The 14,417-nt window shown below is 51.9% G+C and carries 15 protein-coding genes; 4 read left to right on the top strand and 11 right to left on the bottom strand.

Annotated elements, in window-relative coordinates; all coding sequences use genetic code 11:
- Window positions 1–4: 4 nt before the first annotated feature.
- The 6 genes from fliE to BQ5383_RS15035 form a co-directional block, all read right to left on the bottom strand.
- The gene (fliE, locus tag BQ5383_RS15060) at window positions 5–316 is read right to left on the bottom strand and encodes a flagellar hook-basal body complex protein FliE (RefSeq protein ID WP_083390006.1); all 312 of its coding nucleotides are present in this window, start codon (window positions 314–316) and stop codon (window positions 5–7) included.
- A 22-nt stretch (window positions 317–338) separates the two neighbouring features.
- Window positions 339–788, bottom strand: coding sequence for a flagellar basal body rod protein FlgC (flgC, locus tag BQ5383_RS15055; protein WP_071433309.1), 450 nt, complete (start codon window positions 786–788; stop codon window positions 339–341).
- A 12-nt stretch (window positions 789–800) separates the two neighbouring features.
- Window positions 801–1,187, bottom strand: a complete 387-nt coding sequence (flgB, locus tag BQ5383_RS15050; protein WP_071433307.1) for a flagellar basal body rod protein FlgB — start codon at window positions 1,185–1,187, stop codon at window positions 801–803.
- Between the two features lie 1,094 nt (window positions 1,188–2,281).
- The gene (locus tag BQ5383_RS15045; protein WP_071433305.1) at window positions 2,282–2,869 is read right to left on the bottom strand and encodes a PilZ domain-containing protein; all 588 of its coding nucleotides are present in this window, start codon (window positions 2,867–2,869) and stop codon (window positions 2,282–2,284) included.
- Window positions 2,866–3,216, bottom strand: a complete 351-nt coding sequence (locus BQ5383_RS15040) for an EscU/YscU/HrcU family type III secretion system export apparatus switch protein (RefSeq protein ID WP_071433302.1) — start codon at window positions 3,214–3,216, stop codon at window positions 2,866–2,868. Before BQ5383_RS15040 ends, BQ5383_RS15045 begins: the two co-directional genes overlap by 4 nt.
- Window positions 3,203–4,648 (bottom strand): hypothetical protein, encoded by a 1,446-nt coding sequence (locus BQ5383_RS15035; protein ID WP_207646818.1) that lies wholly within the window; start codon window positions 4,646–4,648, stop codon window positions 3,203–3,205. The genes BQ5383_RS15040 and BQ5383_RS15035 overlap by 14 nt, the downstream gene beginning before the upstream one ends.
- 162 nt (window positions 4,649–4,810) lie before the next feature.
- Here BQ5383_RS15035 and BQ5383_RS15030 point away from each other — a divergent pair, with 162 nt between their 5' ends.
- The 4 genes from BQ5383_RS15030 to BQ5383_RS15015 all read left to right on the top strand — a co-directional run bounded on the left by BQ5383_RS15030 (window position 4,811) and on the right by BQ5383_RS15015 (window position 9,518).
- Window positions 4,811–6,922, top strand: a complete 2,112-nt coding sequence (locus BQ5383_RS15030; RefSeq protein WP_071433300.1) for a chemotaxis protein CheA — start codon at window positions 4,811–4,813, stop codon at window positions 6,920–6,922.
- 3 nt (window positions 6,923–6,925) lie between these two features.
- Complete coding sequence (locus BQ5383_RS15025) at window positions 6,926–7,405, top strand: chemotaxis protein CheW (RefSeq protein WP_071433298.1); 480 nt, start codon at window positions 6,926–6,928, stop codon at window positions 7,403–7,405.
- A gap of 20 nt (window positions 7,406–7,425) precedes the next feature.
- On the top strand, window positions 7,426–8,247 hold the full coding sequence (locus BQ5383_RS15020; protein WP_071433297.1) for a CheR family methyltransferase: 822 nt from the start codon (window positions 7,426–7,428) through the stop codon (window positions 8,245–8,247).
- Between the two features lie 191 nt (window positions 8,248–8,438).
- Entirely contained in the window at window positions 8,439–9,518 is a 1,080-nt protein-coding gene (locus tag BQ5383_RS15015) for a protein-glutamate methylesterase/protein-glutamine glutaminase (protein WP_071433295.1), read from the top strand.
- A 185-nt stretch (window positions 9,519–9,703) separates the two neighbouring features.
- Here BQ5383_RS15015 and BQ5383_RS15010 read toward each other — a convergent pair whose 3' ends face one another.
- From BQ5383_RS15010 to BQ5383_RS21640, 5 genes are all read right to left on the bottom strand, one after another.
- Window positions 9,704–10,243, bottom strand: a complete 540-nt coding sequence (locus BQ5383_RS15010; protein ID WP_071433292.1) for a stage V sporulation T C-terminal domain-containing protein — start codon at window positions 10,241–10,243, stop codon at window positions 9,704–9,706.
- 120 nt (window positions 10,244–10,363) lie between these two features.
- Window positions 10,364–12,109, bottom strand: coding sequence for a recombinase family protein (locus BQ5383_RS15005; RefSeq protein WP_071433290.1), 1,746 nt, complete (start codon window positions 12,107–12,109; stop codon window positions 10,364–10,366).
- 193 nt (window positions 12,110–12,302) lie between these two features.
- Window positions 12,303–12,566, bottom strand: a complete 264-nt coding sequence (locus BQ5383_RS14995; RefSeq protein WP_071433287.1) for a hypothetical protein — start codon at window positions 12,564–12,566, stop codon at window positions 12,303–12,305.
- Window positions 12,567–12,635: 69 nt separating this feature from the next.
- Window positions 12,636–13,994: a relaxase/mobilization nuclease domain-containing protein gene (locus BQ5383_RS14990; protein ID WP_071433285.1), complete on the bottom strand. Its 1,359-nt coding sequence runs from the start codon at window positions 13,992–13,994 to the stop codon at window positions 12,636–12,638.
- Window positions 13,982–14,383: a MobC family plasmid mobilization relaxosome protein gene (locus tag BQ5383_RS21640; protein ID WP_235821995.1), complete on the bottom strand. Its 402-nt coding sequence runs from the start codon at window positions 14,381–14,383 to the stop codon at window positions 13,982–13,984. Before BQ5383_RS21640 ends, BQ5383_RS14990 begins: the two co-directional genes overlap by 13 nt.
- Window positions 14,384–14,417: the final 34 nt, after the last annotated feature.

Below are 14,417 nucleotides of genomic sequence, written 5' to 3'. Positions count from 1 at the left end.
CTCATTACATACTAATGCGCATCAGTTCGCTGTAGGCATCCAGCGCCTTGTTGCGCAGCTGCACCAGCAGTTCCACCGATACAGCCGCCTCAGTAGAGGCAATCATCAGCTCAGCAGGGTTATCCAACTGACCAGTAGCCAACAGATACTGTGCCTGATTTTTCTGGGCGTCAGTTTCTTTCACGTTCTCCACCGCTGACTGAAAAATATCCGCGAAGGGAATTGCCGGTCCCGCTTGACGCTGTATGTCCCGGCCTTCTTCCACCGAGCCGCTGCCCCAAAGGGGCTGAATCGTTTCCATAGCCGGCATATTCATTGATACTCACTCCGTTTTCCATTTATCTTCCGATTTCCAGACCTTTTGCGACCACCTGCTTGAGTACATTGAAGGCGGTGACATTGGCTGCGTAAGCCTGGTTGACCGCCATGGCATCCGCCATCTCTTTAATCAGGTCTACATTGGGCAGCTCCACATACCCATCCTCGTTGGCGTCGGGATGGGTGGGATCATATTCCAGCTTCAGATCCGAATCATCTTCCACAATTTCCGCTACTCTGACGCCGCCCCGGGTACCATTATCCGCATTTCCTCTGGCCCGGTTGAGAATCGTCTCGAAAGGCGTCTGCGCGCCCTGGGTTTCCAGCACCACCATCTTACGACGATAGGCGCCTCCCTCTTCGGTGCGTGTGGTGTTGACGTTAGTGATGTTTTCTGAAATTACATCCAGTCTCGCCTGCTGCGCCGTCAATCCGGAACCCACTATGCTCATTGAATTCAGAAAAGCCATCACGCATCCTCCTTATCCACGAATCGCTGTACGGAGCAATGAAAAATCACTGGAAATGGCATCCATCACATATTGCAGCTGGTATCCATTTCTCGCCAATTCCACTGCCTGCTCTGTGATATTCACACCATTGTCATCCATTCTTGCACTTTCGTCCGCCTGGTGCACCTCAACAGCAGAATCTTCAATCGCCTGACGGAAGGAAGAAGAGGTGCATTTGGACTTTTGTGCAGCGTTTTGAATGGCTTTTTCCAGTGAATCTTCAAAGGTTACATATTGATTTTTGTATCCAGGGGTCTCTATATTTGCAATGTTATTCAGTATACAGGACTGCTTCGTCCATAAATATTCCATTGACCTCTGCATGAGCAAATTTGAGTTAGTAATCATGAAACTCATGATTTTTTTAGCTCCTTTGTCTAATTTGAGAGCGATATCTCGACATCTTTCGACATCTACGGCTCAAAAAAATTGTGCGCCAATAACATAATGACACATTATGTTACTAAACCGGTTCCACGGTTTTATCAACGCGATTTATATTTTAGACCATTCATCTCAGCTTTTCAAGGTTGTACCGATTATACAAACAATTTTTTACCTTTTGCACGAATGTTGTCAGATAAGGTGTGAATTTATTGTTACAATAAATTGCCGTCACCTAATTTTTTGTGTAATCTATGTAAAATTTAATATAGGGTATATGACTTTATTTCTTAAAAACCATCTCTCCTTGACCTCGAAAACGACATAATGTACCAATTATGTTGTCATTTCAGTCTTCCCGTGGTCAGCCCAAGGGACCCCCGGTGCCTGCACTGCTTTTGTCTGTAACACTATACAGACACAGATTGTACCGACGCTTCGCCGCCCCAAAGCATCTGCCAAATGACTAACCCGCTTTTCTTTTTGTACAAAAATTCTTACAAACGGACATCTTGTTTCCAGCACTGCACCTGTATAACTGCACAGCCACAGGGCACCAGATATTGTTTTGACTGATCTTCCTCCGTTATCTGCTGCAAAACCGGTACACCAAATTTCCTTTGCTCCCGTACACAGTCTCCCAAAAGCCAGCGGAGCACAACAGAGGGGTAAAATGCTCCCAATCTTCTGTTTATTAATGTGTTTGTGTTGGCTGAATGGGATACCCACAATGCATAACCTTTACAGAACATATGAAAGCTGCTCTTGCCGGATCTTGGGAGCACTGTTCTTTTCGGTTTTCCTTTCGCCCTGCCAAAGACCCTCACCGTTATAATCGCCGGCGAGGGCCTCGGTACCATCTGACATGATTTCAGCTGTGTGGGACAAGAGGAAATCATACTGATCAAATTTTCACTCAAACAAATAAAGCCCGAACCTTTTCTCTTTCGCCGCCTGCCGCTGCTCAGCAGTCCCAAGCAGCACTGTTTCTTCCGCTGGCCAGCAGAAAAACTATCTTGCTGACCACACCTTTTGGCTTTTGGGCAAACAAGGAATCCGGATTGCTTTTATGATCCGCTGCAGGGATGATGCAGCTGCAGATTGAATACCGCTTCCCGGATCATGCTTTCCTCTTCACGGAGAAGATCTGTAAACCTGGCACCATAGAGAGGCACCTGCTCCTCCGACTGATTGCGGTGCAAAATGGTTACAGAGAGCAGCAATGGCTGAGCTGTCACCGGTACCACCAGCTGAGCCACTTCCCCTTCCTCCAGCGGCTGTCCACAATAAAAGGCAATTCCGCCGCAGCTTAAATCATGGCTGAGAATTGGACGGCGTCCCTGCCACTTGCCGGTAATGGGATACAAAAAACTGGGAAAACGCACTGGCATCCGCAGATTCTTACGGAGGTTTCCGTCCAGTTCCCGCACAGCTTTCACCAAAACGGAATGACCATTCCAGCGAAGGATCTGGCCTTCCGCGGCAATATATTTGTCGGAGGTACCCACCAGCCTGATGCTGGTGTGCCCCATCACGCATTCCAGATCCTCCGGGTCCACTTGCAGCTGCCAGGTGGGCGCGTCCAGTCCCTGGAAAGATGTGCAATGGGCTACCGGTCTGCCCTTGCTGTCCAGGATCAGATATCTATAAGTCATGATTGTCCCCCGCCTTTCTGCTGTGACTGAGCCATTCTTTCCTGACGCTGTCTTCTGTATTTCTCCGGATCACTGGGATCAAAATTGAGAAAATAAAGATAAATATCCACAATCGCCTCATACAGCTCTTCCGGAATCTCCCGTCCCAGCTCCATCTGGGAGAGAATGGTGGCAAGGGAGTTGTCCTCATAAACGGGTACACCGTTTTCCATGGCCACCTCTACCATTTTTTCCGCCAGGTTGCCCATTCCAGAGGCAACAATCACCGGCACACCTTTATCCGCCCCATATTGAAGCGCAACCGCACGCTCTGCTTTTGAGCGGGCAGCGGAATCAGATTTTGACATTGACGCTTCGCTTCCCTTCAAACAGACCCGGGAACACATCGGTAATGGCCAACGGTTTTTCCGCCTTGGCCACACGAATATTTTTTCCCTTCAAGCCATGATCCTCCAAAATATTCCGTAAATCCTCCGCCACCAGCGCCTGATGCTCTGCCAGCTTGGCCGGACCATATACCTCCAGGTCCACCTGCTCCTCCTGAGAGGCAATGGCCAGTTCCAAAAATCCCAGATCCTGTACATCCATCTTAAACAGGAACTGCGCTTTGCCTGATCCGCCCTTGGCGCTGTTATGACCCTGGGATTTTTCCGCGTCCGGATCCACCCAATACTCTGCATACACCATTTTATTTTCCCACTCCATGGGAATAATGCCATGGCGCAGCGGCATATACACACTTTCATTCAGGAGGATCGCCCGGAGAATCTCCTGGAACGCCTCTTTGGCCTGGCTTCCAAATTCTCCCCGCAGGGCTTTGGCGCTCAGCTGGGCGAACCGGCGGGCAAATACGTCCTCGCTTACCGCCTGGGTAAAGCTGTTGTCCTTGAGCAGCTTCAGCAGCGCCGCGTCATCCAGCTTGTTCAGACCGGATAAAAAGTCATTGTAGCCGCTCAGCTGCCGGAACGCCATCAGCAGCCCTTTCTCGTCACCATTTTCATATCGGGTGACATTGAGCATCAAAAGGCTGATGAGCTTTCTGGCCGTACCCATATCGTGGGTCCGTTCCACATAAGCTGCCAGATAAGGCATGATCTTGCTCTGAAGCAGCTTCAGATTCTCTTCCCGGCTGCCCGCTTTCAGACCGTTTTCCAATTGGGCAGACATCTCCACCAGACGTCCGGCCCAGCTTTTAGGCATATGCTCACAAAGCTGCTTGAGCAGCATCGAAAGATTATTCGCAATATGCTCACTGGAGGAAAAATCGCTGTATCGTTTGAGAAAAAGGAGTATGGCCCGATGCACATTTTCCCCGGACATTTTTTGATACTCCTGCCGCAGCAAAGAAAGCAGCGGACCGGAAAAGCGATTGCCGGCTTCCATCTGCCGCAGAAAAAACTTGCGGAATCCATCGGCATCCAGATGGAGCATTTGAAGGAACCCGGCCATTTCCTGGGCAATTCCCTCCGACAATCCCGGCGCGGAAATCTGTCCCCGCAGCCCATTGATGGCACGGGCCATCTCCTCCTGAACATCAGGAGCCTCCCGCAGCACCTGAAGATAAAATTGCAGATTGGAATCGTAACGATGTACGCCGGGCTGCAATGTGTTTTTAGCACCGTTTGCCTCCGTCCTAGCATCGCTGCGCCCTACCTGAGTGGCATCCGGTATATTTTGCACCGTGGTATCCGTCGGTTTGACTGTTGCGGATGCAACACGATTATTATTGGCTCCATCATAATTGGGAACCGGATTTGTCACTCCCATCAGGTTTGCCATGGTATCACCCTTGCTTTCCTGTTTTTGATCTGATCTATCCTCTTCATCTGTTTTCCCTTTGCCACAGACAGCAGCTTCACATTTGCTTCAGCCCGGTCTTATTTTTTAAGAAAATGAGCCGATAAATAAGCAGAAGTTATGTTAAAAGGAAGGATTCTGCTTATGGATACAGGTAACGACAGCATTCTGGAAGCATTTCTGTATGAAACCAACGGTCTGCTGGAACAATTGGACAGCATCGTACTTGCCGCTGAGCAAGAGGACACATTTTCCGACGAGGATATCAATACCATCTTCCGCATTATGCACACCATCAAAGGTTCCGCGGCCATGATGGAATTCAACTCACTGATGACCATCGCGCACCGGGCGGAGGATATGTTTGCCATTATTCGGGAAAAATCCATCTCCGTCGTTCCCGAGGCACTGCGTCCGGAACTGTTTGATCTGTTGTTTCAGACCATTGACTTCTTCCGTTCCCAGATGGAACAAATCGAAAATGGACAACCTCTAACACAAAATATCGACAGCTTACAGCAAAAGATTAATAGCTTTATTGAGCAAATTTCACCAAATGCTTCTCCTGACAAGTCCGCCTCCTCCGGGGCCTCCCAGGGGGCCGTTTCGTCCGAGCCGGGATTCCCCTATTGCCTGCAGGTATTTTTCGACGAAGGCTGCGGAATGGAAAATTTGCGGGCCCTGATGCTGGTGACTTCCATTCAGGAAATCTGCGGTGAATCTGATTTTTCCTTTGAGCCCGCGGATGTGGAGCATAACTCTGCTACCGCAGCCCAGATTGCGGAATCCGGTTTTCTCCTCTGCTTCCGTAATCAGACGGACCGGGACAATGCCATTCACGCAGTCACCGGCGCCGGAGCAGTACGCACCTATCAGGCCATTGACCAGCCTGCTCCCGCCCCCGCTCCTGCTCCTGCCCCCACTCCCGCTGCTGTTGCTGCTGCGCCAGTTCCCGCGGCACAGCCTGTATCCGCTGCTGCGGAAACTCCTCAAATCGAAAAGGCCCCGCCTGCTGCTCCTGTACCGGCCGCTGCCGCCAAGACCGAAGGCGTCAGCCACCACAAGGAAAGCTTGATCAGCGTCAATCTCAGTAAGCTGGACCATCTGGCTGCTGTAGTGGGAGAGATCGTGATTACCGAATCCATGATCACCTCTTCCCCTGATCTGAAAGGACTGAAGCTGGATGCTTTCACCAAATCCACCAGACAGCTGCGCAAGCTGACCGATGAGCTGCAGGACGTGTCCATGTCTCTGCGGATGGTGCCCGTTTCCGGCACTTTCCAAAAGATGAACCGTATTGTAAGAGACATGTGCAAAAAGCTCAACAAGCAGGCTCGTTTGACCCTGGTGGGCGAGGACACTGAGGTAGATAAAACCATTGTGGACAGCATCGGCGATCCTATCATGCATATTGTCCGCAATTCCATGGACCACGGTATCGAGTGCACCGCTGAAGAGCGGATCGCCGCCGGAAAGGATCCTGTGGGCGAAATCATTCTTTCCGCCCGCCATACCGGCAGCGAAGTGATCATTGAGGTCAAGGATGACGGACAGGGGGTAAATTATGAAAAGACCCTCAACAAAGCCATCCGTCAGGGGCTTGCTTCGCCCGACAGGGAATATTCCCACAAGGATATCCTCAACTTCCTTCTTGCTCCCGGCTTTTCCACCAACACAGAGGTAACAGAGTTTTCCGGCCGTGGTGTGGGCATGGATGTGGTGAAGAAAAATGTAGAGGATATCGGCGGAACGGTGACCATTTCCAGCGAACCTGGAAAAGGGATGACCACCACCCTGAAAATCCCTCTGACCATGGCTATTATGAATGGTATGGAGGTATCGGTAGGTCCTTCCACCTTTACCATTCCCATCCATAACATCCGCCAGTCCTTCAAGGTAACCAGCGCCGATCTGACCCATGATGCCGCGGGAGGAGAACTGTTCAAGAGAATGGGCAGCTTCTACCCGGTAATAAGAATGAATGAATTGTATCAAATCGAAGGCGGTCGTTCCAACATTGAGGATGGTATTCTCATCTGGCTGGAGGCCGGAGAAAGCTCTTATTGTCTGTTTGTGGACGAGTTGCTGGGAGAACAGCAGGTTGTGGTCAAGCCTCTGCCCGCCTATCTCAACAGCTTTAACATCAAGCAGCGGGGTATCGCCGGCTGCACCATTCTGGGAGACGGAAACATCAGCATCATCCTGGATGTGGGCAATTTTTACTTGTCCGCTCTGGAACAGACAGGAGGCATTTAAAATATGGAAGAGCATTATCTGGTGGAAGCAGAAGAAGGCGCTTTGACCGTCCCATCTGAATTGGAAGATGCGGAAAGAAAAGAGAAATATCTTTTGTTCACATCCAATCAGCTTCTTTTCGGCGTGCAGGTGAAATATACTCTGGAGATCATCAATGGCTATTCCTTCACCACACTGCCTTTGGTCCCCTCTTATATCCGGGGAATCATCAATCTGCGGGGACAGATCATTCCCATTATTGATGTCCGCTCCATGCTGGGCGGTGAAAAAACGGAAAATGACTGCATTGTCACTTTGAACATCGAGGACAATATCCTGGGCCTGCTGGTAGACAGCGTGGAAAGAATCATTGAGCTGGATCCTTCCACTATTCTTCCCAGTCCTTCCAAAACCCTCAACGGGCTGGTATCCGGCATGTGCTCACTGTCGGATGAGCAGACCATGCTGTTGTTGGACTGCGCTCAACTGCTGCGGCAGCCTTAAAGAGGAAAGGGCTGAAAACCATGGATTTTTTCAATGATTTGACTGTCTCTGATGCAGATTTCCAACGACTGGTGGACTTTATCCAAAAAAACTATGGCATCGATCTGAGCAAAAAGAGGACTTTGATCACCGGCCGCCTTTCCCATGCTCTCAAACAAAAAGGCTATACCAAGCTGGATCCTTTTCTGGATCGTCTGTTCACCACCCGCGATCCTGCGGATCTGGAATTGGTTCTCAACAAGCTGACAACCAATTATACCTATTTTCTTCGGGAAAAGGATCATTTTACCTTTTTCCAGTCCCATATCCTGCCGGAGCTGGTCAAGAAGCATCAAAAAGATCATACACTGTCCATTTGGAGCGCCGGATGCTCCAGCGGTGAAGAGCCATATACCCTGTCCATCTATTTGAAGGATTTTTTTGGAAGCCAAGCCTCCCTGTGGGATACCCGGGTTCTGGCTACTGACATTTCCCAGCAGGCCCTGGCCAAAGCCCAGGCCGGAGTTTATCAGCTCCCTGCGGATATGCCCCAGCAATGGCTGAAACAATATTTTGTAAAACAGGTAGATTCCACTCTCTATACGGTTGCTCCGGTGATCCGTAAAAATGTTATTTTCCGTTCCTTCAACCTGATGGATCCCATTAAGTTCAAATTAAAATTTGATGTTATTTTCTGCCGCAACGTGATGATCTATTTTAATCAGGAAACCAGGGATGCTCTGGTTTCCCGCTTCTGCAACGCACTCAACCCCAATGGATATTTGTTCATCAGCCATTCGGAGTCTCTGGGACACAATCCGTTGTTCCGTCTGGTGGCTCCTTCAGTTTATCAAAAAAAATAACAGGGATATCCATGAAGCGCTGAAAGGTTTGGAAGGAAACAAGGATTTCTTCCCTCCATCTTCCCTTGCCTTGATCAGGTACCGCATTTTTCCCAGTACCAACACAGATCGGTATTTCAGGAGATCGCGGTTCATTCTATCTGCTTCAAAAGCAGCACTGCTATCCCTGATTCCAAAAGGAGGATACCCTGATGTTTTCCACTTCAAATCCCATCCGCGTTCTGGTGGTGGATGACTCCGCCGTAGCCCGGAACCTGATTACCAAGGGACTGGCGTCTCATCCCAATATTCAGGTGATAGGAACTGCTATCAATGCTTTGGACGCAAAAAATAAAATTCTTCGTTTTTCGCCTGATGTCGTTACCATGGATGTGGAGATGCCGGGTACCAGCGGAATTGATTTTCTCAAACAGTTTTTGCCCTCCCATCCCCTTCCGGTGATCTTGGTATCCTCCCTGAATCTTCGGGTGTTTGACGCTCTGGCAGCTGGAGCGGTGGACTTTGTCCGCAAGCCGGACGGAACCGAAAGCGTTTCTTCTTTCATCCATTCTCTGGCTCAAAAAATTACCATCGCCTCCTGCGCCAAGGTTCGCAGTCCCGTTGTCCGCAGCACCACTCCCCCCAGCCCTGCTGCCCATACTCCTCAACCAGCGGCTTCTCCCCTGCTGGGAAACATCCCCGGCAGCTTCCTCAACGATACCATTATCGGATTAGGCGCCTCTACCGGAGGTACAGAAGCCACGCTGGAGGTGCTGAAGCGTTTGCCGGCAGATATTCCCGGCATGGTGATTGTTCAGCATATGCCTGTTGGCTTCACCCAAATGTACGCCCAACGCCTCAATCGCCTGTGCCAGATGGAGGTGCGTGAAGCGGTTCATGGGGATGAGATTCACCGGGGTTTGGCTCTGATCGCTCCGGCGGATTATCAAACCCGGGTGGTGCGTATCGGCAACCGGTATACTGTTTCCTGCCTGCCGGGAGAAAAGGTCAGCGGACATCGTCCTTCGGTGGATGTACTGTTTTCTTCCATGGCTTCAGCAGTCAAGTGTCACATGGTAGGCATTATTATGACTGGCATGGGACGGGATGGCGCCAGCGGACTGCTGGAAATGCGAAAAGCAGGCGCTTACACCATCGGACAGGATAAAGATTCCTGTGTGGTGTACGGAATGCCCGGGGTCGCTCAGGAAATTGGGGCGGTAACGATACAGGCCTCTTGTGAGAATATCGCCAGCGTCCTGATGACACATCTGAAAAAGGGCAATGGATAACGTAAAATAGGACCATCATAAAAACTCCCGGGAACGAGGACGAACATCGTTTCCCGGGAGTTTTTCTTTGCACCAAAATTTTTTCCAACCTTTTTGAAAAGATAAAACCAGTTTCCGGTTTGAACATGAAATGGAACAAATCGCCTGTAAAAGCTGTATTTATCTTTTTAGCAGAACATCAGGCATCATTCTTCCATCTGCTTGCCCAGAAAGGCTGCCGCTGCCTGGATCAGCTTCACTTCCACCTCCCGGGCGTCATCACTGGTACCGTTTGCCAGGAACAGAATACTGCCGCAAACATCTCCAGCCGCGATAATGGGGCTCTGGGCCAGGCAGTAATGGTCCACACCCTCCACCGGCTGTAATTTCTTTTCTCCGTTTCCGGCGTTGTAGCTTTTGCGGTTCTCAATCATATCCTCCAGAGAAGTGGAGATGCGCCGCTCAAGTATTTCTTTTTTTGATACCCCTGCCGCAGCCACCACATGGTCCCGATCACAGACCAGCACCGGAAAACCAGAGGTTTTATACAATACATCGGCGTAGGCGGACGCGAAGTTACCCAGCTCGCCGATGGGGGAATACTTCTTAAAAATAACCTCGCCGTCATTATCAGTAAAAATCTCCAGCGGATCTCCCTCACGGATACGCATCGTTCTGCGAATCTCCTTGGGGATCACGACTCTGCCCAAATCATCAATCCGCCGCACAATCCCTGTCGCCTTCATGAAAAAATCCTCCTTCTATTAAAACGGGTTGCCGTTTTTTTCTTTTAGCTGTATTGTGCGCAGAATGGAAAAAGTTATGTATCTTTTTCTCCATGGCAGGTCCTGGAAATCATATTTCAACTATCTGTGCTGCCTGATCGTGACTGATTGCATTGACATGGCCGGCCTTGTCTGCCCGCTTTTTGAAGGACTGGATAGTGGTGAGCTGGCCGTCGGTAAGCTGTTTGCCATGTCAGACTTAAAATTTACCGTGGTTTCTCTTTCTTTCTCCGGCAGTCTGCCGCATTTGAGGAGGCTGTCGATGTCCCCCTTCAGCTGCACCTCGATATGGTCCTCGTACACCCTGATTTTCTCGATGACCAGCTGCAGGTCCTTCCGGTCCAGCTTTTCCTTGCGGAGGATGTCGTCGAAGACCTCCAGGGCGGTTTTGGCGGTGCGGTTTACCTGGAGGATGGTGTTGCGTTTGTCCACCGCCATTTGCAGCTGGCGGCGGATTCCCTCCATCCGCCGGGTCAGGTCGCTTTCCAGCTCGTCGTAGGTCTCCTCCAGGATGGCCTCCTGGTCCGGGTGCTTCATGATGTCCCGCACCCGCTGCCGCTTGGTGGCCTTCAGCTCCTCCTGGAGGTCCGCCAGCACCTCCTCCAGATTGGCGGCGCTCCGCTCCGTCTCCGCCACGTCCTCCTCCTCCCGGGCAAGGTCGGCGTTGAGGCGCTCCACCATGGCGGCGGAATTCTCCCGCACCAGGGCCACATAGCCCTTGACGATCTCGTCCAGCTTATCCACCCGGATGTGGTGGCTGGTGCATCCGGCCCGGCCCTGGCGGTGGTAGGTGCCGCAGGTATAGGCGGGCTTCAGGTCCCGGCGGCTCATGGCGAACATGGGAGCGCCGCAGTCCCCGCACTCCAGAAAGCCGGAATAGACATTGTCGTTGACCTTGGTGCCCCGGTAGTTGGAACGGGTCCGCTGCTCCCGCAGGGCCCGGGTCACCGCGAAGGTGCGGTAGTCGATAATGGGCTGATGGTGGTTTTCAATGACGATCTGCTCCATCTCATCCCGGCGTATGTCCTTGCCGTTGATTTTGGCCCGAGTGTACTTCCCCTGACGGAGAGTACCAATGTAAAAATCGTTGTCCAGAATCCCCTGGACCGTGACGATGGCCCAGGCGGACTTCGCCTCCCGTCGGCACTCCTCCCCCACCGCCTCCTTGCGCATCCGCTCGGACATCCGGGGGGTGGGTATGCCCTGGGCGGTAAGATGGTTGGCGATTTTTTTATAGCCCCAACCCTCGTCGTTATAGAGGCGGAAAATTTCCCGCACCACCTCTGCCTCGGTGGGCACCACCTCAAACTGCTGCTTGCTGTTGATGATGTAACCATAGGGGGCAGCGCAGATCCACTGGCCGTCCTGCTGGCGGCGGCGGACCACCGAACGGACCTTTTTGCTGGTGTCGGTGACCGGCATTTCGTTGATGAGAAACTGAAACTGAATCTTCAGCCAATCGTCGCCACCCGGGAAATCGATGTTGTCCCCGATAGAAATGATCCGCACACCGGCGTCCCGCAGGTCCTCCAGCTCCACCAGTCCCCGGCTGTTCCGCCGGGAAAAACGGGAGAAGTCCTTGACGATGAGGATGTCCTTTTGGTGGGCCATCAGCTCCCGGCGCATGGTCTGATACCCTTCCCGCTGCTCGAAGGTGTAGCCGGACCGGTCCCTGTCCTCATAAAAGGTGAGGGTGCTGTCGGGAAACTGACGTTTGACAAAATCCGAGATGATGGCTTTCTGGTTTTCGATGGAGGTGTTGTCCCGGTCCAGTTCCTCATCCACCGAGATACGGCAGTAACCGGCAATATCAAACCGTTCTATCATCCGCCCTCACCTCTCCCCGGGGCGTGGTCCGGTTTCTTTCGGCTTTTCTCCATGGTCCCGCTCCTTTCTATCCATATAGATTCAAACTCAATTCCATATTTACAGATAACATTGTACCGTATCTCCTCCCCAAAAGCAAGGGCCAAGGCAGGGGAAACCGATGGAAAATCCCCGCTCTCCCCTCCGCACACCGCTAAAATCCCAGCGCCACCGATTCCATTTCCTCTCCCCCTTCCAGTTCCCGCCGAGCGCTCTGCCTGCGGTTGCTCCGCAGCAGGTCCAGCGTCAGGGGGTACAAATCTTCCTCCCCCGACAGGAACACGCTCACCAGATATTTCTGCTCCTTGTACTGCTGATACAGCGGCTTCAAACTTTCCCGCAGAGCTTCGTCCTCTTTTTCCTCCCGGGTCAGCCACACTTCCACGATCTTGCTGTCATCCCTGACACGGATTTTCAACCATCTATCACCCCTGGCATATCGTTGTGACTTTATTTTTCACCATTTTGTACCCTTCTAAACTCATCGTCACAGCTTCGGCTGCCATGTGATCCCCTCCTCTCCTTTCTGCCCCAGCGCCCTCTTTTTCTCCCGCTGCTTTTTTCGGAGCTTCCGGTCGGTGTGAGGATGACCGGAGGGAGTATCTGCGTTGGACTGCTGGGTCATTTCCAAAGAACGACCCAAGTGAACAAGATCGCCAGCAAGGCTGCCGCCGATATCAGAATCAGACCGTAGACCGGACTCCATTCCAGATGCGGGAATGTCAGTGAGGGAAGAGAGAAACGCCTCTCGTTCCGGTTCCCAGCCTGTCGTACCATCCATTGTATCTGCTGCAGGGATTTGTCCATTTCCGTCAACGTCTGGTTGATGGTGTACAGCTGAGAGGACGTCCCGGAGGAGCGGATCTGATCCCAGAGAAGACTCAGCAGTTCGGTCTGTCGTTCCACATTCCGCTCCAGACTGCGAAGGCTCTGACGCATTTGCTCCATCTCTTTGGGCAGACAGCACTGAATCACAATGGGCTGCACTGGAGTATTCGATGTCGGATTCTCCGGACGCTGGTTCTTCGGCGGAAGGGAATTTCGCTCTTTGAGTTCGTCCAGTGAGTATCGCTGCTCGTATGGTGAATTCAAGTTCCATCGCTCCTTTCAGATACTTGGGTTCATGCAGCCGGTTGTCCCGGCACTTCTTCCCCTGGGGTGTGGTGTAGGTGATGCTTGTCCGGCTGTCGCTCCATCTTACCTGATAGCCCTGGTCTTCCATCAGCGAGAGAAACTCCTTCCGGGTTGCGGCTCTGGTCATACACCGGTCAATGGCATTCATCAACTGGAACTTCCAGCTCTCTCCCCGGGCGGCGGCGTGATACTCCCCACCGGAGAGAGCGGAGGAGCGTGTGTGTTCGCTTTCCTCAAACATTGGCAGGTTCAGCTCTTTGCAGATGAGGTCGTTCTGACAGCGGAGATTTTCCAGCTCTCTTTGTGATACATGGAGCTTTCGCCCTTCTTCCATGCTGACGCTGTTGATGATGAGGTGGGAGTGGATATGCTCCCGATCCACATGGGTGCAAACAAGCACTTCCCAGTCCTGAAAGAATCCTGCCAGTCGGACCGCTGCCTGGTGAGCAGTGACAGGATCCACCAGTGCTTCTTTTGGGAAGGACTGCACCAGATGATAATACAGCCGACCGGATTCCTTGTGGTGGAGCAGCTTGGTGCTGAGGAAGTCATCATAGGCACTTTTGGCTTGACAGTTCACACCGGAGATCAGAGACTGACCTTGCCACAGAGTCTTTTGTTCCTGGGCTGCATAGCGCATGACTGCTGCCATACCGCTGCGGTTCTGTCCCTTGGGCGAGTTGACGAAATGAACAATGGCTATTTTCTCCACCTCCCACGCTCCTGGATTTCCCGGAGAGCGGTACTCACTTTTGCCAGCTCATCGACGGTCTGATCCAGGTACACGGTTTGGATCTTTCCCATATTGTCCAGGGCAGTCAGACGGTTGAGATTGGTTCCGATAGCCCGGAGCTGACGGTGCACCTCTTTCAGGTCCTCCACCACAACCACCTGCCTGCCCAGACAGCAGCGAGTGACATAGTCGCTCTGGGAAAGACGGGCCAGCTTTGCTTTCTCCCGGATAGTCTCCAGATCCTTTGTGGAGACCCGGATGCTGAAGGTTGTGTCTTTGATGGTGTTTTCCTCCTTTCCAAAGTGGGTCCGGGCTTCCGCCCGGAAAGGGTGTTTGGCGGGGCGGCGGCTGTGGCGGCGTCCAGACAAACGCGATGCTGGCTCCCTCCTCAAAGGAGGGAAA

The sequence above is a fragment of the Angelakisella massiliensis genome (assembly GCF_900104675.1).
GTDB lineage: Bacteria > Bacillota > Clostridia > Oscillospirales > Ruminococcaceae > Angelakisella > Angelakisella massiliensis.
This window is presented reverse-complemented; position numbering and strand designations above follow the sequence as displayed.

What these genes read in the sequence shown, in the direction of transcription:
- flgB (WP_071433307.1), bottom strand. Translation starts at nt 1,187, where the DNA reads ATGAGTTTCATGATTACTAACTCAAATTTGCTCATGCAGAGGTCAATG.
- BQ5383_RS15015 (WP_071433295.1), top strand. Translation starts at nt 8,439, where the DNA reads ATGTTTTCCACTTCAAATCCCATCCGCGTTCTGGTGGTGGATGACTCC.
- flgC (WP_071433309.1), bottom strand. Translation starts at nt 788, where the DNA reads ATGGCTTTTCTGAATTCAATGAGCATAGTGGGTTCCGGATTGACGGCG.
- BQ5383_RS15035 (WP_207646818.1), bottom strand. Translation starts at nt 4,648, where the DNA reads ATGGCAAACCTGATGGGAGTGACAAATCCGGTTCCCAATTATGATGGA.
- BQ5383_RS15045 (WP_071433305.1), bottom strand. Translation starts at nt 2,869, where the DNA reads ATGACTTATAGATATCTGATCCTGGACAGCAAGGGCAGACCGGTAGCC.
- BQ5383_RS15025 (WP_071433298.1), top strand. Translation starts at nt 6,926, where the DNA reads ATGGAAGAGCATTATCTGGTGGAAGCAGAAGAAGGCGCTTTGACCGTC.
- BQ5383_RS15030 (WP_071433300.1), top strand. Translation starts at nt 4,811, where the DNA reads ATGGATACAGGTAACGACAGCATTCTGGAAGCATTTCTGTATGAAACC.
- BQ5383_RS15020 (WP_071433297.1), top strand. Translation starts at nt 7,426, where the DNA reads ATGGATTTTTTCAATGATTTGACTGTCTCTGATGCAGATTTCCAACGA.
- fliE (WP_083390006.1), bottom strand. Translation starts at nt 316, where the DNA reads ATGAATATGCCGGCTATGGAAACGATTCAGCCCCTTTGGGGCAGCGGC.
- BQ5383_RS15005 (WP_071433290.1), bottom strand. Translation starts at nt 12,109, where the DNA reads ATGATAGAACGGTTTGATATTGCCGGTTACTGCCGTATCTCGGTGGAT.
- BQ5383_RS15040 (WP_071433302.1), bottom strand. Translation starts at nt 3,216, where the DNA reads ATGTCAAAATCTGATTCCGCTGCCCGCTCAAAAGCAGAGCGTGCGGTT.
- BQ5383_RS15010 (WP_071433292.1), bottom strand. Translation starts at nt 10,243, where the DNA reads ATGAAGGCGACAGGGATTGTGCGGCGGATTGATGATTTGGGCAGAGTC.